Here is a 20,605-nt window from a genome sequence, read left to right on the forward strand (position 1 = left end):
TATAGCCACCCCGCACAAACATGAACAGCCTGTAGGCGCAACGCGCTTTTATGTCGAGGGCCTCAAAACCTAGGCAAGAACCACAGCAAGTCCAGGGCGGGCGGCTTAATGCCCTGGATACGCAACAGCAAAGCTATCTGCGCGGTATGCCGCACTTCGTGCAGCATCACGTGCCACAGGATGCTCTCCACCGTGTAGCGCTGCTCGAGGTCGTCGTGCGGGCTCAGCACCCGCTTTAATTCGGTATCGGTGAGCGCGGTGAGATAGGCCCGGGTGCTCTGCTCGACAGCCTTCCAGTAGTCCAGCAGGGCGTGCAGGGCAAAGCCCGCGTACGCCGGTCCGCCGGTGGTGTTCCTCAGGGCCGGCATGTTCATCAACACCGGCTCCGTACGCATTATGTCCTCATGCAGCCAGGAGTCCTCCACGCTGGCCAGGTGAAACACCAGGTCTTTGATGCAGTGGAAGCGCTCGCCAGCCAGCAGGGGGCGCGACAGCACATCGTCTGGGACAGCCTCGAGTACCCCCCACAACTCGCGGCGCGCGCGAACCAGGTAGTTGTACATCTCGGGGATGTTCATCGCTTCCTGTTCCGCTCTGGGCTGACCTCGAGCTTCGCCGTGATCGTCTGACCCACTTCCAGGCGCTCGGCCTGGCGCACCTGGTCTTTGAGCGGAAGCACATACCGACCGTCCTTGGGCCAAAGCGAGGTCCTCCACTCGGTCTTTCCGATGCGCACCTTCACTGGAATCATGCCCCAGCCGTAGGTCAGCAACCGTTCGGCACTCTTGATGGCCTGGCTTTGCTCCTCGGGAACGGTCACAAAGTAGAACGGCGCAGGCCCGCGCCACTCCCAGATTTCACCGCTGAACTGCAGGCCCATCATCACCAAACCTCCGTTCGCCACTGGCTCCAGATGGCTTTTTCTTCCACTTCCTCCGGCATGCTGTAGCCAGTAGCCTTAAGGGCTAGCTTGATCTGCCCCACATGGTAGCCCTCGTGCCAGAGCAGGTGTTGAAGCAAAAGAATAGGGTGATCGTAGGAAGCGTGTGGCCCCTGCATGGCCTGGCCGGTATGTAGCCGATCCCGTACCGCCTCACACACGGCGTGGGCGCTCTGGTTCAGTGCTTGCTCGATGCAGGCAGTTTCACGTTCGGCCACCCATTCCTCCCCGGCCTGGCGGAAGAGTTGGTTCATACCCGTAGCAAACTCGGGCGCGACCTGGCCCAGCCAGAACAGACGGGTTTGCTGCATGTGCGCGTACTGCTGCGCAATGCTCGGGCTGCCCTCGAGTACCTGTGCATCCAGACCCCCTTCAGGCAGTGCCTGAAGCAGATTCAGCAAGATGGCGTTGTTGCGCGCATAAGAGTCCAGCAGGGCCTCCAAAATAGAATCATTCATACGTTTTCCTTACGCACAACCCGGCTATAAATATGATTTTAGCGTATTTATGTCAGTCTGCATAGGCAGGGACGTACTGGAGTCATATAAAAAATTCGGTTGAGCAAAGGAAGGGGCTTCTAAACTGGATTTGTGAATAACCCAGAGAAGCCCAAAGATAGTGTAGCTTGCCAGAACTGCGGAAGTGTGAAAGTCGAATGTGGCGGCTATCGCAAGCGGAAGCTTCGAACCCTGAATGGCATAGAAGAAACCCGACTCAAACGCCTGCGCTGTGCTGCGTGCAAACGGCAGATAAGGGTGGAATATACCCCAGAATGCCAACGTTATCGCTGGTATAGCCGCCTGGTGCAGGGTTTATTTGTCATCCTTGACAGCTATCGGGTTACCGAGGCGGTCAAAGCGGATATCGCTGCCTTGCTGGGTTATCCGATTGTGCTGGCCACCCGACTGGATTGGGCAGAAAGCGGTGGTTACCGGGGACAGACCTTGCTCAAAGCAGAGAACGCACAGATCAAAGGGCTTATCCGCAAGGTTTGTGTGGATGACTGGGTGTATGGGCGGGATAGCCGGGGCCAGGGTTATGGGGTCTGGGAAGCCCAGAGCGGCTGTCCTATATCGGCTGATCTGGCCGAGGAGCGGGGGTTTGAACGGGTACGGGATTTGCTCAGCGATGGGTCGCTTGATTATGTGGTTTCCGATGGGGCGCCCGAGATCGCAGAGGCTTTGAACTGGCTGGGGTCTAAAGTGCAACAGGTCAGGTGCTGGTTCCACCTGAGCAGGGATATCCTGGGCAAGACCACCAAAGATCAAAGGAATCGGCTGCAGCTGGAACTGCAAGTGCTGTTGGAGATGAAGACCTTGGGGGAGGCGGAAGCCTATTTCTGGCAAGTGCTGCTACCCCGCTGGAAGGGCTGTCTGGAACCCCTCATGCGGGCTTGGAATCAGGTCAAAAGTTACTGGCTTGAACCCCGGCTCCCCAAAACCAACAACACCGCCGAAGTGGGGAATGGCAGGCTGTGGCGACGGCAAAAACGGAGAAACATCCGGTCTATTCCTAGAGCTAAGGACTGGCTGCAGATTGCCCTTTACCGTACTCGTCACCGTCCAATACAACATTCCCTCTCTGCTTGGCAACGGCTTTCAAACCAATCCTCTCCAAAATGTTGGTTTTTACCCATCATCACACCACTTCGTTACTCAACCGAATTCTTTAGATGAGTCGACGTACTGAAGCCCACCGCGCACAAAGTTACCTACCGATTGCCGACTATCGGGCTGTTTCAGACAGCGCCAGGCCCTCAATAAAACAGCTACAGGGTTGACCAGATAACTCCGCGGAGGTCGGCAGACAGGTTTATCGCGCTCCTAAAAGACGTGGCCGCCCACGAAAACGAGAATGCGTCTGCGCCCAGACGATTGTTACGCGCCCACGAGTGCTTGGGTTTCGAGTTTCCGGGCGGCAACTGTTCTGTCTGGGATAGAGGATTCTTGATTCTCGGGAGGCTCATTCTATGTAAAGAGCGCTCTAACCCGGATGGCTCGATGTTCGTGAAGCTGGCCCTGGAGTAAAAAAACACCCCCCGTAAAGGGAGGTGTCGGAGGCAGAGGCAGGTTCTTACTTGACGAAAAGCATTTCACGGTAGCTAGGTAGAGGCCAGTACCTATCGGCCAGGATGCGCTCGAGTGCATCCGCTGCCTTGCGTACCTCGGCCATGGCCGGCAGCACGTTGTCGCGCATGTGGTGGGCTTTTTCGTGCACCTCGTCGCCGCCAAGCTCGGCGTTCTGGGCCTTGAGCTTTTCTAAGGCATCGGAGAGGGCATCGGTGGCCTGCACCACCTGCGCGATGGTACGCTCGGCCGCCCGAGACTTGACCTCAATCTCCGAGAGTTCGGCCAGGTAGCTCAGGGCCCCCGGTAGAATCTGGGTCTGGGCAATCCACTCGGTGGTCTCGCCTTCGATGTTGACCTGCTTGAAGTAGATGTCGTACATGATCTCCTGGCGGGCGTGAATCTCGCGTTCGTTGAGAACCCCCAGGCGGGTGAATAGCTTGATGTTTTTCTCATCGGTAAAGTGCTCGATGGCATCGATTGCGGTGCGCAGGTTCAACAACCCCCGCTTGGCGGCCTCTTTGTGCCAGGCCGCAGAGTAGCCATCACCATTGAAAACTATACGCTTGTGCTGTGCGTAGGTCTCCTTGATGACTTCTAGCGCGGCCTGTTCAAAGGCCATCTTCTTCTTCATCCTGGCCTCGACCGCGTCCATCAGCGCGTCAATGGCATCGGCCACGATGGTGTTGAGCACGGTAATGGGGAAGGAGATGCTCTGACTGCTGCCCACCGCACGGAACTCGAACTTGTTGCCGGTGAAGGCGAAGGGCGAGGTGCGGTTACGGTCGCCGGCGTGCTTGGGCAGAGGTGGGAGCACTGGGGTTCCGAGCTCGAGCACACCCGCCTTCTTGCCTGAACCGCCTTTACCGCTGACCAGCCGCTCTAAGATGTCGGTGAGCTGCTCACCCAGGAAGATCGAGAGGATGGCCGGCGGCGCTTCGTTGGCCCCCAGGCGGTGGTCATTGGAAGCCGAGGCTACGCTGATGCGCAGCAGATCCTGGTGCACGTCCACTGCCTTGATAACGGCTGCGCAGAAAAACAGGAACTGCAGGTTGTCGTGGGGGGTATCGCCGGGCTCGAGCAGGTTGATACCGGTGTCGGTACCCATGCTCCAGTTGCAGTGCTTGCCAGAGCCGTTGATACCGGCAAAGGGCTTCTCGTGCAACAGCGCCACCAGGCCATAGCGGCGGGCGGTGTTCTTGAGCACCTGCATGATGAGCTGCTGGTGGTCGGCAGCAATGTTGGAGGGTTCGAAGATGGGGGCAATTTCGTACTGGCCGGGGGCTACTTCGTTGTGGCGGGTCTTTACAGGAATCCCCAGCGCATAGAGCTGGTTTTCTACGTCGGTCATAAAGGAAAGCACCCGGTCAGGGATGGAGCCAAAGTAGTGGTCTTCAAGTTCCTGACCGCGCGGCGGCTTGGCCCCAAAGAGGGTACGCCCGGTCATGACCAGGTCGGGGCGGCGGAAGTAAAACTCTTCGTCAATCAGGAAGTACTCTTGCTCGGCCCCCAGGGTCGAGGAAACTTTATTGGCCTGCAGGCCAAAGTATTTGAGGGCCCGCTGGGCACTTTTGTTAAGGGCCTCGATGGAGCGCAGCAGGGGGGTTTTGAGGTCGAGGGCTTCGCCGGTCCAGCTAGCAAAGGCGGTGGGAATGCAAAGGGTTGCCCCGTTGGAGTGGCGCATGATAAAGGCTGGCGAGGTAGGATCCCAGGCCGTATACCCCCGTGCTTCAAAGGTGGCGCGCAGACCGCCCGAAGGGAACGAAGAAGCATCCGGCTCAGCCTGGATGAGCTCCTTGCCCGTGAAGGAGGCAATCACCTTGCCTTCGGAGATGGGGCTATAGAAGCTATCGTGTTTTTCGGCAGTGTAGCCCGTGAGGGGGTGAAACCAATGGGTGTAGTGGGTGGCACCTTTTTCCAGGGCCCACTTTTTCATGGCCAAGGCGATGGTATCGGCAATGCTGGGGTCGAGCGGGGTGCCCTTTTCGATGGTGGCCTGCAGCGACTTCCAGACCGGCTTGGAAACCAGCTCGCGCAGTTCATCCATATCCAGCACATCACTGGCAAAGACCTCTCCGGCAATGTCGCTGGAAACCTGCCGAACATCCTTGAAACGCCAGTTGCGGGCAGCCGAGATGACGTCAAAATCGTGGTTCATGGGGCCTCCTGGGGCGGTGCCAGGTCGCTGGTTGACATTTAGATGCTTTATATATCTAACTTTTTCAACCTCAAAGCGTATCGCCAGCAACCGCTTGAAGAGACACGTTAGCACAAATTGATAAACTTCATCAAGACCCTTAGGCAAAAACTGGCTAAACGTCATTTATTTTGTGTACATTTTGCAAGAATACTGGCGCAACAAAGCGCTAGGCCGGAACGACTTGACTTATCTAGATACTAGATATATGCTTATTGCATATAAGTTTTTCTATCCTGGAGGGCCCGGTGCATCAACGCAGCCACGAAGAACAGCGCTACCTGGACTCCTACAATGCCAGCGCATTTGACCGGCCTTCCGTTACGGTAGATGTGGTTATTCTGACCCTGCGCGACGGGCATCTGGAGGCCCTGCTGATCAAGCGCAAAGAGCATCCTTTCCTTAACTACTGGAGCCTGCCGGGCGGGTTCGTGCAAATGCAGGAGTCGCTCGACGAAGCCGCTGCGCGGGTGCTACGACAAAAAGCCGGCCTCGAGGGGGTAGCGGGCATGGAGCGGGAGGGTCCCCTGCGCCACCCCATCTACCTCGAGCAGCTCTACACTTTTGGTCACCCTGAACGCGACCCCCGCACGCGGGTAATCAGCGTGGCCTATTACGCCCTGGTGGAAGCCAGCCACATCCGCGAGATGGGCGAGGAGAAGGCCCTCTTCAGGCTGCGCATCCCGGAGGGGGAAAGCGCGGTGGAGATCTTCGATAGCAAGTTCAAAAAGTACTCGCTGGCCTTCGATCATGCCGAGATTCTTGGGGTAGCCATCCAGCGCATCCGGGGCAAACTCGGCTACACCCCCATCGGCTTTGAGCTGCTGCCAGAGCGCTTTACGTTACGCCAACTGCAGACCGTACACGAAACCATCCTGCAAAAAAGGCTCAACAAAGACTCCTTCCGCCGCAAGATGCTGGCCTCGGGGATGCTCGAGCCCACCGGCGAGCTCGAGCGCGGCCTGGGTCGGCCTGCGGAACTTTACCGCTTTCGGAGGGAGCTATGAAAACGGCGGTGTTCATCGGGCGCTTCCAGCCGCCCCACCACGCCCACCTCGAGACCATTACCCGTGCCCTGGCCCGCTTTGACCGGCTGATTGTGGTGCTGGGCAGTGCTTTTTGCTATCCCACCCCCAAAAACCCTTTTAGCGCCGACGAACGCGAGGCCATGATCAGGGCGAGCCTGGACGCCGTGGCCGCCCAGCGGCTTCACTTCGTAGCCGTCGCGGATGACTTCTACGACGACCCCCGCTGGTTTCGCACGGTGCGGGCCGCCGTGGAGGGCCTTGCAGGCCCAGGGGCCGAGATCTACATCACCGGCTACCACAAGGACGAGAGCAGCTACTACCTGCACGGCTTTGGCAACTGGCCCTTTGAGCCCAGTGGGGTGGCGAGCACCCTCAACGCCACCGATGTGCGCAATAGCTATTTTGCCGGGAACGCCGACTGGAAGGCCATGGTACCCGAGGCCGTACTGCGTTTCATGGAGCAGTTTGCCGCCACGGCAGAGTTTGGCCGTTTGCAGGCCGAATGGAAAACCCTGCAGTACTATCGCTCTCTCGACCAGCGCTACCCCTATCCCCTGCTTCATGTGGCTACCGACGCAACGGTGCTGGCCCAGGCACACGTGCTACTGGTCGAGCGGGCAGGGGCCCTGAGCAAAGGGGCCTGGGCTTTGCCGGGGGGCTATGTGGAGATTAAGGAGACCCTGCTCGAGGCCGCCCTGCGCGAGTTACGCGAAGAAACCGGCCTGCAACTGAAGCCCTCCCTGCTCAAAGCCACCAAAGCCTTCGACTACCCGGGCCGAAGCCTGCGGGGCAGGGTGATTAGCTTCGGACACTACTTCGACCTCGGGAGCGCCCCACCCCCGGCCGTCCAAGGGCAAGACGACGCAGCCCGGGCTTTCTGGCTGCCCTTAGACGAGTTCGAGCCCCACCAGGCTCGCTTCTTTGAAGACCACTATCAGCAGATTTGTTGGTTTTTGGGGCGGGCGCCGCAAAAACCGGTCAAGCCCCAAAGAAAGGAGCTCCCATGAAACCCCTCAACCCCCACAACCTGATTCTCAACACCGACAGCTACAAGGCCAGCCACTTCGCCCAGTTTCCCAAGAACATGACCTACGCGAGCTGGTACATTGAGAGCCGGGGGGGCGACTCCAACTTTGTGCGCTTTTTTGGCCTGCAGGCCTTTCTGATGGAGTACCTGTCCAAAGGGGTCAGTATGGCCGATGTGGAGGAGGCCCGAGAGGTCTTTCTGACCCACGGCCTGCCCTTTCCCACCGACGGCTGGCGCTACATTGCCGAGGAGCTGGGCGGCAGGCTCCCCGTGCGCATCCGGGCCGTGCCGGAAGGAGCGGTAATTCCCGTGCATAACCCGCTGGTGATTATCGAAAGCACCGACCCCCGGGTGCCCTGGCTGCCGGGCTGGCTCGAGACTGCCCTGCTGCGGGCAGTCTGGTATCCCACCACGGTCTGCACCATCTCCTGGAACATCCGCAACATCCTTCAGGCCTACCTGGAGAAGACCGCCGACGACCCTGAGGCCGAGCTGCCTTTCAAGCTGCACGACTTTGGCGCGCGGGGGGTGAGCAGCCTGGAGAGCGCCGGGCTGGGCGGCATGGCCCACCTGGTCAACTTCCAGGGCACCGACACCGTCACTGCCCTCATTTACGCCCGCAACTACTACGGGGCCGAGATGGCCGGCTACTCCATTCCGGCCATGGAGCACGCCACCGTAACCAGCTTTGGCCGCGAGGGCGAGGTCCAGGCCTACCGGCAGATGATCGAGACCTACGGCAAGCCGGGGGCACTTTTTGCCATGGTGATCGACTCTTACAACCGCGAGCACGCCGTAGGCCAGATTATCGGAGAGGACCTGCGCGAGCTCATTCAGCAGTCCGGAGCCACCGTGGTCATCCGGCCCGACTCGGGCGACCCGCCTTTTGTGGTACTGCGCACTGTGCAAACCCTCGAGGCCAGGTTTGGAGCCACCCTCAACCGAAAGGGCTACAAGGTCTTGAACGGGGTACGGGTCATCCAGGGCGATGGGGTAAACGCCGACACCATCCGCAAGGTATTGTTTTTGCTCGAGCAGTGGGGCTACAGCGCCTCCAACGTGGCCTTCGGCATGGGCGGGGCCCTCTTGCAGCACCCCCACCGCGACACCCAGAAGTTCGCCCAGAAGCTGCACCTGGTTAGCGTGAACGGCGAGACCTACGGGGTAGGCAAAAGCCCGATAGACGACCCCAGCAAACTCTCCAAAAAGGGCCGCCTGGACGTCATCAAGGACGAGCGGGGTATCCGCACGGTAGAGCTGCCGCTGGAAGAGACCCAGCCCCATCCCCAGAGCATCCTGCAGACGGTTTTTGAAAACGGCGAGATCATGCGGCGCTACACCTTTGAAGAGGTGCGCCAAAACACCTAGATAACACTTGTACCAGGCCCCGTCCACCGGAGGCCGAAGCCCCTGGCCAGGCTGGCCGCCAGGTCGGCAAAGGTGGCGCGGGTGCCCAGGTCTTTGCCGGCCATTCCGGGCCCCACCACCAGCAGCAACCCGTACTCGCGGGTGTGGTCGGTGCCGCGGTAGGTGGGGTCGTTGCCATGGTCGGAGACGATGAAAAGGTAATCCTCCGGCCCCAATGCAGCGAGCAACTCGGGCAGCCGGGCATCGAAGGCAGCCAGGGCCTCAGCGTAGCCCTGGGGGTTGCGGCGGTGGCCGTACCTGGCGTCGAAGTCCACCAGGTTGGTAAAGACCAGGCCGGAGAAAGGCTCGCGCATCAGTTCCAGGGTGCGTTCCAGGCCAAGGGCGTTGCTGCCGGCCTTGACCTCGCGGGTGAAGCCCCGGTGAGCGTAGATGTCGGGGATTTTGCCCACCCCCACCACCTCCAATCCGCCGGCTTTGATGAGATCCAGCACGTTGGGCGGGGGTTCCAGGGCAAAGTCTTTGCGCAGGTCTTCTCGGCGGTAGTAGTGGCCCGGCTCACCCTCGAAGGGGCGGGCAATCACCCGGGCGCAGGCCAGCGGCCCCACCAGCATCTCGCGGGCAGTCTGGCACCAAGCATAGAGCGTTTCCAGGGGCACCTTGCCGATGTGCGCGGCTACCTGAAAAACCGAGTCCGCCGAGGTATACACGATGGGCCAACCGGTGCGCAGGTGTTCGTCGCCAAAGTCGCGGATGGCGTCGGTGCCCGAGTAGGGTTGGTTGAGCAGGTAGCCTTCCACCCCGATGCGCTGGATGTACTGTGCCAGGAAATCCTGTGGATAACCCTGTGGAAAAACCTGAAAAGGGTGCTCGAGGCGAATCCCCACAAACTCCCAGTGGCCGGTGGAGGTGTCCTTGCCGGGGTTCACCTCCATCATGCGCCCAAAGGCGCCTAAAGGCTCTGCAACCCTGGGCAGGGTGTGCACCCCCGGTACATGGCCCAGCCCCAGCGAGGCCAGGTGGGGGAGCTCGAGGCCGGTTTTGAGCACGGTGTGGTCGAGGGTATCGGCTCCTTCATCGCCGAACTGTGCGGCATCGGGCAGATAGCCCAGTCCCACCGAGTCCAGCACGATGGTGGTTATCTTCATGCCCCAAGCATACCGGAGAGGGAACCGGAAGAGAGGAAGACGCTCTGCACTCAGTCCACAATGCTTTCAGGCGCCAGGGAAGATAGTTGTCTTTGTGGCCCGGAGGAATAGCCTAAGAAGAAGCAATTCAGAAACCCTCATAAGATAAGGCCGGATTATTGCTTGTAGCATTTCAATCTAGCCAATGCATCTGCTAGACCTGATACTCGGAATTGATACGTAAACGCCTCATTTTCGAGAAATCCAAATCGAACTGCGAAAATATTTTTTGTACCCAAGACGGCTTGGGTAAACATTTTATGATCCGAGTTATTGATAAAAACCGCTCGCCTATTGGTAGACAAACTACCAACTATCACTGCTGCCGCACCTTTATCACTTCTGAAAAACAACCGATTTGAATTACTATCTAGTATTTCTCCAGCAAATACCAACACCTCTAAACGATCTCCTCTACACCGCCAAATCAACGTTGCATTTGGTTGTGCTGCTAACTCAGAGATGACCACGGAAGAACGGTCTTCGTCAGTCATAACATCCTGTCGTTCAACAAATCTGGCATCTCCAAAAACTTGAGGCTGTTCTTGCGCAAAACCAAGCATAAAGACAAGAGAAATAGGTATGATCAACTTTTTCATGAGCTACTCCTCCAGAAGATCAACTACAGGAACCTATGGTTGAATGCCCTAAAACTTACTTCGCTAACCTCCACGTACCCAAAGCACCTCAAACTGTGAATTCGTTTGGGTATTGCATTCTGGATTGATTCGTCAGCTTGGGACTGCCTAGCAACTGCATCCGGTTACCACATAGTTAGGGCCGCTCGATAAACATTAAGGAGTCTGATTTGGCTCTCTGGCTTCTTCAGTTAGCCTGCATTCGCTAGCGGCTCAGGGTAGCAGTACAGGTCCCCACATCCTTGAGGTCGCTAATCTGACCGTTGGCATCGGTGCGGAAGGTCTGGAGGGTTCCCTTGAGACTGGCCGCATTGCCCTGCTGCTCGAAGTGGCAGCGGAACCAGGCACGGTGGCTATCTGCCCCGCTGGGAACGGTCATGTCGAGGAAAGCAGCTCCGCTGCGGCTCATGTAGAAGTAAGCCACCATTGAGAAGTTATTGCCGAAGACCGCAGTTCCCTTGGGGTCGCCATCGCTGTCGCGCTCGGAGAGGGTCACGATTCCGGCGTCCTCGAGATCTTTACCCGTCACACTGAGCTGCCAGCGCTGCCCCACGGCCAGCCTGGGGGGCCAGGCGGCCTGGGGTTGCTGGGGCTGCACCGGCTGTACAGCCTGGGCGCCTCGCTGGCTGGCCACACAGGTACCAATTTCTTCGGCATCGGAGTTGGCATCCTTGAACACGAACAGCTTGCCCTGGATGACCCCGCTCACGTTTTGAGGGTCGAAGCGGCAGCGGGCCAGCGGATACCGGTCGCCAATGTTCAGGCGCAGGATATTGTCTTGCAGGAAAAACAAGGCCTCGGTGCGGCGGCTGCCCAGGCTGGCAGTCGCCTCAAAGTCGCCGTCTGCATCCTTCTGGCCCACCACCACCGACCACTCGCCCGTCCACTGGCCGCCCTGAATCCGCACCTGCCAGGTCTGGCCGGTGCCAAGGGCCGGGGGCCAGGCGGTGCTGGTGGCTGTCTGCGGCTGGGGTTGGGGGTTGGACACAGCGGGGGCCCGGTTAACCAACCCCGCCACATTGGGGCCAATCAGACCCCAGGCCAGGGCCAAAGGGCGCATAAAGGCGGTGCGGGAGTTGCCCTGCCCCGACAACCCACGGGTGTGGATACCGATGAGTTCGCCATCCTGGTTGAAAATGCCGCCCCCCGAGTTGCCGGGGCCGGTCTGGGCATCGTGCTTGATCCACTGCTTGCCACCGCTCACCATGTCTTCACCGGTAAAACCGCCCACCACGCCGGTAGAAATGGTAATGGTGTTACCGCCGGTGCCCTGAAAGCCAAACACATAGATGGGGTCACCCACAATCAGCTTATTGGAGTCGCCAATGGGAACCGCCGGAAAGGTGACATTCCCGATGGGCTGACCATTAGAAGTGCGGGTGATGCGCAAAATGGCCAGATCGAGGTTGGGGTCGCTGGCCACCACATCGGCCTGGTAGCGTACCTCCGGCGGCTGATCCACAAAGCGAATGGTACCCACGAAAAGGCGTGGGGCAATGCGCCGGTTCTCCAGGTCGCCGATCACGTGGTAGTTGGTCAGGATGAAGCCCTGGGGGCTAATCAGTGTCCCCGAACCCACACTAGCGGTGTTGGTGCCGGTGGGGTAGGTGATGAACACTGTGGCGGCAATAATGCGCTCACGTACATCGCGTGGCAGGGTTTGGGCCAGGGCTGTCCCCCCCATCCCCCAGACCAGCAAACAAAACAAGCTTAAGAGACCCAAACCCCTAGGTTTCATAGTCAACCTCCACGGTTTAACGCATGCATTGCGTTGTAACTCCGAATATAGAGGATCTTAAGCCCAAACCCGGTTCATTTGCACCACCAATACACGCCAAGTCCTCCCGAAGCAGTTTGCACAAGCCACCCAGCTCTGCAAAGTCAAGGCGCCTCCACAGAACTTTCATAACCCTCAGGCTGGGTTCTGTTTACCTGGGGGCATGACCAGACTATGGGTAATGGGACTGATGTTGGCAGCCTTGGCCCTGGCGCAAGCCGGGCTTACCCCGGCCACCGGCGGCAGTTTCCGGCTTCAGGTGCGCGGATTGGATCTGGGCAGGTTACCCGCCAAACCCCAAATTCGGGTGACCGGGGACGCATTCAAGGACTCGGCTCGAGTGAGCCTGCACTTTTTTGCCGACCCCAACAGCAATCCACCCCCCTACGCGCCACGTATTCTTTCGGTTGACCTCAAAGGGCCGCTCAAACAGGGCCAGACCTACCGCATAGGCGATCCCCTGAACTCCCAGGTGCGGGGCACCCTGAGCTACGTGGATGACCGCAACCCCAACAACCGCAAGAGTTGGGGCGGCAGCGGGAACGTGACCATCACCACCCTCACCCCTACCAGCCTCACCTTGCAGGGCAACAGCATCCAGATGAAGAGCCCCAAACACGGCAGCTTCGTGCTGAGCTTTGTGCTCAAGGTAGATCGTCTGCGTCGCTGAACACTTTTTGCTGCACAACCAGGGGCTTTGCCGGTTTTCCGAAATTCTCGTCCAGGTCATATTTTTTGGTCAAAATCCCGGTAGCGTCCCCATCCGCCAAAGCCAGCCGCTCAGGGTCAGGCAGCGTGGCAAACGATCAAGGCCTTGGCTTCGCCCAACTTGCACACCTTATCTACAGACTTCCCGCTAAGATAGATAGGTTGAGGTGGCCCATGGCGGCAACATCCCCTGTGCGCGTTCCCAAAGGTTCGATTCGACAACAACTGGTACAGCTCTTTGGTGCCTTGCTCAAGCCGCTTTACTGGTGGTACGAAAAACGGATCGAGGCCGAGGTGCGCCGGGGCCAGGCGCCCAAGCACCTGGGGATGATTCTGGACGGCAACCGGCGTTTTGCCAGGGAGCTGGGCCTGGAGGGACATCAGGGTCACGAATTTGGGGTACAGAAAGCCTATGAAGTGCTCGAGTGGTGCCTCGAGCTCAAAATTCCTACCGTGACCATCTGGGTCTTTTCCACCGACAACTTTAACCGCAGCCAGACCGAGGTCGAGACCCTCATGCAGCTCTTTGTTCAGGAAGCGAAGCGAATGGCCCAAGACCCCCGCATCCACGCCAACGAGGTGCGGGTCAAGGTAATTGGCCGGCACGACCGCTTCCCACCCAAGGTGCTGGAGGCCCTGGAAGAGCTAGAAAAAGCCACCGAGCACCACAGCGGAATGCTCCTCAATATCGCCATGGGCTATGGGGGGCGGGAAGAAATTGTGGATGCCGTCAAGAGCCTGCTGCTCGAGGCCGCCCAGACCGGCAAATCACCGGAAGAGCTGGCCGCCGAGCTGGACATGGAACACATCTCCGAGCGGCTCTACACCGCGGGTGTACCCGACCCCGACTTCATTATTCGCACCTCGGGCGAAATTCGGCTCTCGGGCTTTTTGCTGTGGCAGGCCGCCTACAGCGAGTACTACTTCTTCGACGCCTTCTGGCCTGCCTTCCGCAAGGTGGACTTCCTGAGGGCAGTGCGCGACTACCAGAAACGGGAGCGGCGTTTTGGGAAGTGAAGCAAGCGTTTAGCGACCCAGCATCGTCAGCAAAGCCAACAATCCACCCGGCAACAGCCCCAGGGCCACGTAAACCCCCAGCCGCCCGGCGCCAAACGACAGCATGGTTTTGAACAGGGTGTTGCTCAAAGCCGCAATCAGGATGGCGATGGCCGCGACCTGCAAGATCAGCTGTTCGCTGGCCGTCAGGCGCGCCAGCGAAAGCGAGATGGCGTCCACATCGGCCACACCCGAGAGGGCGCTCACCACAAACACCCCCGCACTCCCGAAGACCTCGAGGCCCACCCTGGTCAGCAGCTTGACCAGCGCATAAACCCCGGCAAAAAGCAAAGCACTCTGAAGTTGCAAGGGGTTTTGCACGGGTATGCTTTCCGACACATTCCGGTCGCGCCGGGCCAGCCAGGCCGCCGTCAGCAAGCCCCACAGCAGCCACACCGCAATCGGCAACCAGAGTATCTGCAAAAGGGCCGGAGCGGTGGCGCTCCAGACCAGAATCCGCCCCAGCATCATCTGCGAGGCCAGCACAGCCCCGCTGGCCCACAGCGGGTTGCGGCTTGGGTTAGCCCGTCCCTGGGCCACCATCGAAAGGGTAACGGCCGTGGACGAAACCAGGCCGCCCATCAAGGCCGCTGCCCACAGGCCTTTGGAACCCAGCAAGCGCAAGGCCAGATAGCCCACAAAGTTGACCCCGGCCACCAGCAGGACCACCTGCCAGATTTCCCGGGGGTTCCAGACCCCATAGGGGCCATAGTTGGCATCGGGAAGCAGTGGGTAGACCACCCCCAGCAGCAAGGCCAGCAAGACCGCCGCCTCCACTTCGCTGCGCTGAATCCCCCCTGCAAAAGCATGGAGTTCGTCGTGAAAAGCCAGGAACCCCAGCAGCAAGGCCCCGGCAAACAGGGCCGGCAGCACGGTGCCCAGGCCGCACAACACCCCCAGCACGTATACGGTCAGGGCGGCTACCTGGCTGGTGGCATCGCGGCTATTTCTGAGCGAGTACACCGCCAGTCCGGCCACCGCCAAAAGACCTGCCGCCGGCAACCACAAATTCGGCCCAAGGGCGCTCACTCCGCCCAGCAATCCCAGCAGGGTGAAGGTACGTACCCCCCCGATGGCCGAGCCCTGGCGCTCCACTTTGGCCCGTTCGCGCTCGAGGCCCACCGCAAACCCAATCAGGGTGGCGGCCAGTAAATGCCACAGCAGCGTCTGCACATCATTACGCTACTCCTTTTGCCGCAGGACAAAGCCCCCACCCCCATCAACCCCCCGGAAGAGGCAGGTTTGCCCGCACCGTTGTACCGGCACCGGGGCTGCTGACAACCTCAAAGCGACCCCCCAGGCGCTCGATGCGCTCCCGCATGGAAACCAGACCCAGGTGGCCCGAATACTCGCGCTGGCTATCAAACCCCACCCCATCGTCGCAAATCTCGAGCTGTACCATACCGTTTGCCTGCTGCAAGCGCAGGTGCGCTTTGTGGGCTTTGGCGTGCTTGGCAATGTTGTTGAGGGCTTCCTGGGCCACGCGGTAGAGGGCTTCTTTGGCTTCCAGGCTCAGGGCGGGTTCGGGGCATAGACTGGCCTCGAGGCGAAGACCATGACGGGCCCTGGCCGCTGCGACCTGCTTGGACAGGGCTGCGACCAATCCCTCTTGCTTAAGCGACTCCGGGCGCAACTCGAAGATCAGGGCCCGCATCTCGGCGATGGCCCCCTCGGCCAGGTTCAACACGAAATCCAGCGCAGCGGGGGCCTGTTCGGGGTTGCGGGCCAGTTGGGTTTTGGCGGTGCGTACCCCCAGCACAATGCCGTAGATGGCCTGAGAAACCGAATCGTGCAGGTTGCGGGCCAGTTTCTGGCGCTCCTCGAGAGCCGCCTTGCCCTGGGCCTCGGCGTAGAGGCGGGCGTTGCGAATGGCCACGGCGGCCCGCCGGGCCAGCGAGGTAAAAGCCCGCTGCTCCTCGGGGCCCAGGGTGTGGGGAAGCAAGTTATTAATGCTAAAAACCCCAAACACCTCGCCATCGAGGCGTATGGGGATGTGCATGAAGGCCCGAATGCCCTCGGGGTCGGTCACGTGGCGGTCTACGCGTTCATCCTGGTAGGTGTCCTGTACCACCACCGTATCGCCGCTCTGGGCTGCGTAGGCCAGCAGGCCCCGCCCGGCGTACTCGCTCATGACCTGTACGAACTGCGAGGCAAACCCCCGCTGAGCGCGGGTGATGAGGTGCTGGTGGGTTTCATCCCAGATCAGGATGCAGCTTTTGTCGGCCCCCAGCAGATCCACGCACACATCTACCAGCGCCTGCAAGACCTGATCGAGCTCGAGGGAGGCATAGAGCTTTTCGTCGGCCTGGTAGAGGGCCTCGAGACGCTTATTTGCGAGGCGCACCTCCTCCACCATGTCCTGAGCCGTATCCCGCCCGTTCGCGTCCGTAGTGGGCGCCTCGAGACGCTTATTTGCGAGGCGCACCTCCTCCACCATGTCCTGAGCCGTATCCCGCCCGTTCGCGTCCGTAGTGGGCGCCTCGAGACGCTTATTTGCGAGGCGCACCTCCTCCACCATGTCCTGAGCCGTATCCCGCCCGTTCGCGTCCGTAGTGGGCGCCTCGTGGCGGCGCAGGGTCTGGGGTGAGGTGAGGTCGTGGACTATGACCGCTCCGTACAACTGGCCCTCAATCTCCAGATACAAGATGGAGCAGCGTACATACCGCCAGCTTCCGTCCTTTCGTACCAGGGCTATCTCGAAGAAGCCGGGCAGGGCGCTGCGGTTGTGCTGGATGCGCTCAACCACCCGTGTGCGGTAGGGCAGCGCAATCCAGTCCAGGATGTCCACGGCTTGCAGTTCCTCCAGGCTATAGCCCAGCAAGTCCTGGGCTGCCCGGTTGGCGTACACCAGCCTGCGCTCAGCGGAGGCAATCAGAATCGCGTCGCGGGTGGCCTCCAAAAACCCCGCCAGGGTTCGGGGGTCAAGCCTGAGCAGGAAGTCACTCGAGCCCAACCAGCCCCTCCCGAATAGCGAACAAAGCCGCCTGGGTGCGCGAAGACAGCCCCAGTTTGGACAGCAGGTTAGAAACGTGGGTCTTGACGGTCAGCTCGGACAGGTTGAGCTGCTGGGCGATGCGCTTGTTGGATAGCCCATGCGCAATCAAACGCAGGATTTCAGTCTCCCGGGGGGTGAGGGCCTCGCGCATCTCGGCGGTGCGCACTTCCTGGGCCAGCCGCTTCGCGGCCTCGGGGTGCAGCCGCACCTCCCCCCGGCCCGCTGCATGGATAGCTTCCACCAGTTCTTCGGGGTGGGTATCCTTGAGCAAATAACCCGTTGCCCCGGCGTGCATGGCTTCAACCACCAATTGGTCTTCCAATACGCTGGTCAGAGCAATTACCTCTACTTCGGGAAAGCGCGCCTTAATCTCGCGGGTCGCACGAACCCCATCCATCACCGGCATCAGCAAGTCCATCAACACCACGTCGGGGTGCAAAAGGGCCACCTTCTCCAGGGCCTCCTGCCCGTTTTCGGCCTCACCCACCACATAAAGCCCCTCATCGGTGGCCAGAAACATCCGCAACCCCTGGCGCACGACCGCATGGTCGTCTACCAGCAATACCCCCAGGCTTGCCTTTGGGCCGGGATGGCTCATAGTTTTAGGGTACACCGTGGTTGTCAGGCTCACCAGAGAAATATGTTTACTGCGTCAGAAACGAAAATTTCGCTTCTTTAGCGGAAGTCCACTGGCGGGTTGAGGGCTAAAGACCCTTGCCCTGAAACCCCAACCGACGGATAAGATGGCCTTTGTGCAAAACAGTACTCCCAACACCCAAATTCCCATCCTGGGCCCGGCCCGCTTTCAGAGCCCTCTGCAAAACCAGCGGGATGTATTTGTGGAGGACGGTAGCCGGGTGTTGCTGGCTTCCATGCTGGATGAGCTGCAAAATCCACCCGCTACCTTTGAGCTAGCGGGCCCCCGCCGCCAGATTTTTTTCAACCCTACCGAAATTGCCTGCGGAATCGTGACCTGTGGCGGGCTCTGCCCGGGCCTGAACGACGTGATTCGTTCGGTAGTGATGACCCTCAGCTACAGCTATGGGGTGAGGCGCATCTATGGGTTCCGCTATGGCTACGCCGGGCTGGCTGCCAGCCAGGGCATCGAGCCCCTGCTCCTGACCCCCGAGATGGTGCAGGACATCCACGACGACGGCGGCACCCTGCTGGGCTCCTCGAGGGGCCCCCAGGAACCCGCCGATATGATCGAGCGCTTGCAGCAACTGGGGGTACAAGTTCTGTTTGCAGTAGGCGGTGACGGTACCCTGCGCGGGGCCTCGGCCCTGGTTCAGGAGCTACAGAAGCGGAACCTGGCGATTAGCGTGATTGGCATCCCCAAAACCATTGACAACGACATCGAATGGATCGAACGCAGCTTTGGCGTGGCTACCGCGGTCGAGGAGGCCACCAGGGCGCTGGAAGCTGCCCACGCCGAGGCCCGTGGGGCCTACAACGGCATCGGGCTGGTCAAGCTGATGGGCCGCTACAGCGGCTTCATCACCGCCCACGCTACCTTAGCCAACGCCGATGTGAATTTCTGCCTGGTGCCCGAGGTGCCTTTTAGCCTGGCGGGTTTTCTGGCCGCTCTAGAAGAGCGCCTTCTGACCCGCCACCATGCGGTTATCGCCCTGGCCGAAGGCGCCGGCCAGGACTTGATCGAAGGAGAAGTAGCTACAGACGCCTCGGGCAACGTCAAGCTCAAGGACATCGGGCTTTTCCTCAAGGAGGCCATGGCTCGCTATTTCGACCAGAAAGGCCTGGAAGCCACCATCAAATACATTGACCCCAGCTACATCATCCGGAGCGTACCAGCCAACGCAGTGGACTCGGAGTATTGTCTGGCCCTGGGGCAACATGCTGTCCATGCCGGCATGAGCGGGCGCACCGACATGATGGTAGGCTACTGGAACCAGCACTTCACCCATGTGCCTATTTCGATGGCTACGCAAAAACGCAAGCAGATTGACCCTCAGAGCGAACTCTGGCAGCAGGTTTTAGGAGCTACCGGGCAGCCCAGAGGGATGTGACCTGGAAGACGACCTGCCCAACATGGCGGTGAAGGTCTGGAGTCAGGGCCTCGAGGCCAGGTTCAAAACCACCACCCCCACAATAATGAGCCCAATTCCCAGGGCAATCGGAAGGTTCATGGGCTCCTTGAGCACCAGCCAGCCCAATACCGCAATTAGCGCGGTGCCCAGCCCCGACCAGACCGCATAGGCGGTGTTGAGCGGAATGGTTTTGAGCGCCAGGCTCAGAAAGTAGAAGGCGCTGGCATAGCCCACCACTACCACTACAGAGGGCCCAAGCTTACTAAAGCCCTGCGTGGCCTTGAGACCGGTCGAACCGATCACTTCCGACACAATTGCCAGCAGCAGCAATACCCAGCCGTTCACGAAGCCTCCTTGACCTGTGTAGGTTTCCTTTCGTCTGGTGAGACCAGTTTGAGGCCGATAATCGAACCAATCAGCAGCACCAGAAAGACGATGCGGCCCACGGTGGCGGGATCGCCAAAAAAGAGAATCCCCACCAGCACGGTACCAAAGGCCCCAATACCCGTCCAGACAGCGTAGGCAGTGCCCAGGGGGATATGCTTGATAGCCACTACCAACAGCCCAAAGCTGATGGCTGCGCAGACGAAAAAGCCGATGGTGTAGGGCCAGTTGCTAAAGTTTTCCGAAAGCTTGAGGCTGGTAGCGAACCCCACCTCAAAGATTCCAGCGATGACCAGATAGACCCAGGCCACTACGCACCCCCGAATACCCGCAGCCCGATCACCGAAAGAATCAGGTTGGTGAGAAAAAACAGACGCCCCCGGTTCACCGGGTCTTTGAAGAAGAAAATGCCCACCAGCGCTGTGCCGAAAGCGCCTATCCCGGCCCAGACTGCGTAGGCAGTGCCAACCGGGATAGTCAACATAACGTGTGAGAGAATCTCCAGGCTCAAGAACGCAAAAACGCAAAACCCCAGGGTGGGCAGCGGTTTCTTGAAGCCATCGGAGAGCTTCATCAGGGTGGTAAAGGCCACCTCGAAAAGCCCGGATAAAATCAATAAGGCCCAGGCCATCAGCCACCTGCCAGTTCCAGCATTCGCTGCAAAACTTTTCGCTTATAGTCACCCTCTGGCACGCCCAACTTAAGGACATCGGTCATGAAGATGCCATCGGTGGCCAGGATTGCTACCATTACATCGGGGTTCTGAGGAATCCGGGCGTACCAGCGCTGCCAGCGTTCACGCACGACTTCCAGCAAACTAGGGTTCAGGGCCAGGGCCGCCAGCATGCCCAACAGCAGGCCCCGCGAGCCATCGTAGGAGCCGAGCTTGACATAGGCCTCGGCAAAAGGCAGACCGCTGGCTCGCAGGCTCTCTTCAAAAGTATCCAGCTGATATTCCAACAACCCCTGCACCAGTGCATCTTTGCTTGGGAAATGGTAGAGCAGCCCCCCTTTGCTGACCCCAGCTCCCCTTGCTACCGCATCCAGCGTTAGGGCCATCGCGCCTTCCTGCCGTATCACCTCCGCAGCGGCCTGTAAAATCCGCGTCCTGGCTTCTATGGTTGGGTACTTAATCTCCATACCGATACCCGCAACATACTGTACCGTCTGGACGGTATAAACGTCAAGT

General features: G+C 59.6%; 21 protein-coding genes. 7 read left to right on the forward strand and 14 right to left on the reverse strand.

Features of this window, described 5'->3' with window-relative positions:
• Positions 1-62: 62 nt before the first annotated feature.
• From Q0X23_RS15805 to Q0X23_RS15815, 3 genes are read right to left on the reverse strand one after another with little or no spacing between them, the layout of a single operon-like run.
• Entirely contained in the window at positions 63-578 is a 516-nt protein-coding gene (locus Q0X23_RS15805) for a DinB family protein (RefSeq protein WP_119342356.1), read from the reverse strand.
• Positions 575-883: a DUF1905 domain-containing protein gene (locus tag Q0X23_RS15810; RefSeq protein WP_240637305.1), complete on the reverse strand. Its 309-nt coding sequence runs from the start codon at positions 881-883 to the stop codon at positions 575-577. Before Q0X23_RS15810 ends, Q0X23_RS15805 begins: the two co-directional genes overlap by 4 nt.
• Positions 883-1,398 carry a DinB family protein gene (locus Q0X23_RS15815; protein ID WP_119342357.1) on the reverse strand — a complete coding sequence of 172 codons (516 nt, stop codon included), beginning with the start codon at positions 1,396-1,398 and terminating at the stop codon, positions 883-885. Before Q0X23_RS15815 ends, Q0X23_RS15810 begins: the two co-directional genes overlap by 1 nt.
• Before the next feature lie 186 nt (positions 1,399-1,584).
• Here Q0X23_RS15815 and Q0X23_RS15820 point away from each other — a divergent pair, with 186 nt between their 5' ends.
• Complete coding sequence (locus Q0X23_RS15820; protein WP_297861259.1) at positions 1,585-2,616, forward strand: hypothetical protein; 1,032 nt, start codon at positions 1,585-1,587, stop codon at positions 2,614-2,616.
• Between the two features lie 397 nt (positions 2,617-3,013).
• Here Q0X23_RS15820 and Q0X23_RS15825 read toward each other — a convergent pair whose 3' ends face one another.
• On the reverse strand, positions 3,014-5,164 hold the full coding sequence (locus tag Q0X23_RS15825; protein WP_119340769.1) for a glutamine synthetase III: 2,151 nt from the start codon (positions 5,162-5,164) through the stop codon (positions 3,014-3,016).
• 287 nt (positions 5,165-5,451) lie between these two features.
• Between Q0X23_RS15825 and Q0X23_RS15830 the strand changes: the two genes are divergently transcribed.
• Genes Q0X23_RS15830 through Q0X23_RS15840 form a run of 3 tightly spaced genes read left to right on the forward strand, consistent with a single transcriptional unit; the run spans position 5,452 to position 8,626 of the window.
• Positions 5,452-6,210, forward strand: coding sequence for an NUDIX domain-containing protein (locus tag Q0X23_RS15830; protein ID WP_170148248.1), 759 nt, complete (start codon positions 5,452-5,454; stop codon positions 6,208-6,210).
• Complete coding sequence (locus Q0X23_RS15835; protein WP_119340768.1) at positions 6,207-7,238, forward strand: bifunctional nicotinamide-nucleotide adenylyltransferase/Nudix hydroxylase; 1,032 nt, start codon at positions 6,207-6,209, stop codon at positions 7,236-7,238. Before Q0X23_RS15830 ends, Q0X23_RS15835 begins: the two co-directional genes overlap by 4 nt.
• Positions 7,235-8,626 carry a nicotinate phosphoribosyltransferase gene (locus tag Q0X23_RS15840; protein WP_119340767.1) on the forward strand — a complete coding sequence of 464 codons (1,392 nt, stop codon included), beginning with the start codon at positions 7,235-7,237 and terminating at the stop codon, positions 8,624-8,626. Before Q0X23_RS15835 ends, Q0X23_RS15840 begins: the two co-directional genes overlap by 4 nt.
• On the opposite strand, the gene Q0X23_RS15845 is transcribed toward Q0X23_RS15840, so the two are convergent.
• The 3 genes from Q0X23_RS15845 to Q0X23_RS15855 form a co-directional block, all read right to left on the reverse strand.
• On the reverse strand, positions 8,623-9,771 hold the full coding sequence (locus Q0X23_RS15845; protein ID WP_119340766.1) for a phosphopentomutase: 1,149 nt from the start codon (positions 9,769-9,771) through the stop codon (positions 8,623-8,625). The two genes, Q0X23_RS15840 and Q0X23_RS15845, sit on opposite strands and share 4 nt — an antisense overlap.
• Before the next feature lie 155 nt (positions 9,772-9,926).
• Positions 9,927-10,409 carry a hypothetical protein gene (locus Q0X23_RS15850; protein ID WP_297861260.1) on the reverse strand — a complete coding sequence of 161 codons (483 nt, stop codon included), beginning with the start codon at positions 10,407-10,409 and terminating at the stop codon, positions 9,927-9,929.
• 244 nt (positions 10,410-10,653) lie between these two features.
• A complete protein-coding gene (locus Q0X23_RS15855; RefSeq protein WP_119340765.1) occupies positions 10,654-12,186 on the reverse strand; it encodes a serine protease in 1,533 nt (510 codons plus the stop codon).
• A gap of 202 nt (positions 12,187-12,388) precedes the next feature.
• On the opposite strand from Q0X23_RS15855, the gene Q0X23_RS15860 reads away from it, so the two are divergent.
• Positions 12,389-12,895 carry a hypothetical protein gene (locus tag Q0X23_RS15860; RefSeq protein ID WP_297861261.1) on the forward strand — a complete coding sequence of 169 codons (507 nt, stop codon included), beginning with the start codon at positions 12,389-12,391 and terminating at the stop codon, positions 12,893-12,895.
• 212 nt (positions 12,896-13,107) lie between these two features.
• Positions 13,108-13,950: an isoprenyl transferase gene (locus tag Q0X23_RS15865; RefSeq protein ID WP_119340763.1), complete on the forward strand. Its 843-nt coding sequence runs from the start codon at positions 13,108-13,110 to the stop codon at positions 13,948-13,950.
• Positions 13,951-13,959: 9 nt separating this feature from the next.
• Here the strand turns inward: Q0X23_RS15865 and Q0X23_RS15870 are convergent, their stop codons facing one another.
• Genes Q0X23_RS15870 through Q0X23_RS15880 form a run of 3 tightly spaced genes read right to left on the reverse strand, consistent with a single transcriptional unit; the run spans position 13,960 to position 17,582 of the window.
• Positions 13,960-15,162 carry an MgtC/SapB family protein gene (locus Q0X23_RS15870; RefSeq protein WP_119340762.1) on the reverse strand — a complete coding sequence of 401 codons (1,203 nt, stop codon included), beginning with the start codon at positions 15,160-15,162 and terminating at the stop codon, positions 13,960-13,962.
• Between the two features lie 46 nt (positions 15,163-15,208).
• Positions 15,209-16,942, reverse strand: a complete 1,734-nt coding sequence (locus Q0X23_RS15875; RefSeq protein ID WP_297861262.1) for a GAF domain-containing protein — start codon at positions 16,940-16,942, stop codon at positions 15,209-15,211.
• Positions 16,929-17,582 (reverse strand): response regulator transcription factor, encoded by a 654-nt coding sequence (locus Q0X23_RS15880; RefSeq protein WP_119340760.1) that lies wholly within the window; start codon positions 17,580-17,582, stop codon positions 16,929-16,931. Before Q0X23_RS15880 ends, Q0X23_RS15875 begins: the two co-directional genes overlap by 14 nt.
• A 154-nt stretch (positions 17,583-17,736) precedes the next feature.
• Here Q0X23_RS15880 and Q0X23_RS15885 point away from each other — a divergent pair, with 154 nt between their 5' ends.
• Positions 17,737-19,011 carry an ATP-dependent 6-phosphofructokinase gene (locus Q0X23_RS15885; RefSeq protein ID WP_206074902.1) on the forward strand — a complete coding sequence of 425 codons (1,275 nt, stop codon included), beginning with the start codon at positions 17,737-17,739 and terminating at the stop codon, positions 19,009-19,011.
• Between the two features lie 42 nt (positions 19,012-19,053).
• Here the strand turns inward: Q0X23_RS15885 and Q0X23_RS15890 are convergent, their stop codons facing one another.
• The 4 genes from Q0X23_RS15890 to Q0X23_RS15905 form a co-directional block, all read right to left on the reverse strand.
• On the reverse strand, positions 19,054-19,377 hold the full coding sequence (locus tag Q0X23_RS15890) for a multidrug efflux SMR transporter (RefSeq protein WP_119340758.1): 324 nt from the start codon (positions 19,375-19,377) through the stop codon (positions 19,054-19,056).
• On the reverse strand, positions 19,374-19,727 hold the full coding sequence (locus Q0X23_RS15895) for a multidrug efflux SMR transporter (RefSeq protein ID WP_119340757.1): 354 nt from the start codon (positions 19,725-19,727) through the stop codon (positions 19,374-19,376). Before Q0X23_RS15895 ends, Q0X23_RS15890 begins: the two co-directional genes overlap by 4 nt.
• The gene (locus tag Q0X23_RS15900; protein WP_119340756.1) at positions 19,727-20,047 is read right to left on the reverse strand and encodes a multidrug efflux SMR transporter; all 321 of its coding nucleotides are present in this window, start codon (positions 20,045-20,047) and stop codon (positions 19,727-19,729) included. The genes Q0X23_RS15895 and Q0X23_RS15900 overlap by 1 nt, the downstream gene beginning before the upstream one ends.
• Positions 20,047-20,605 (reverse strand): TetR/AcrR family transcriptional regulator (locus Q0X23_RS15905; protein WP_308446101.1); only part of this gene is annotated, 559 nt, incomplete at its 5' end. The genes Q0X23_RS15905 and Q0X23_RS15900, both read right to left, overlap by 1 nt.

The organism is Meiothermus sp., assembly GCF_026004115.1.
In the GTDB taxonomy this organism is placed as follows: domain Bacteria; phylum Deinococcota; class Deinococci; order Deinococcales; family Thermaceae; genus Meiothermus.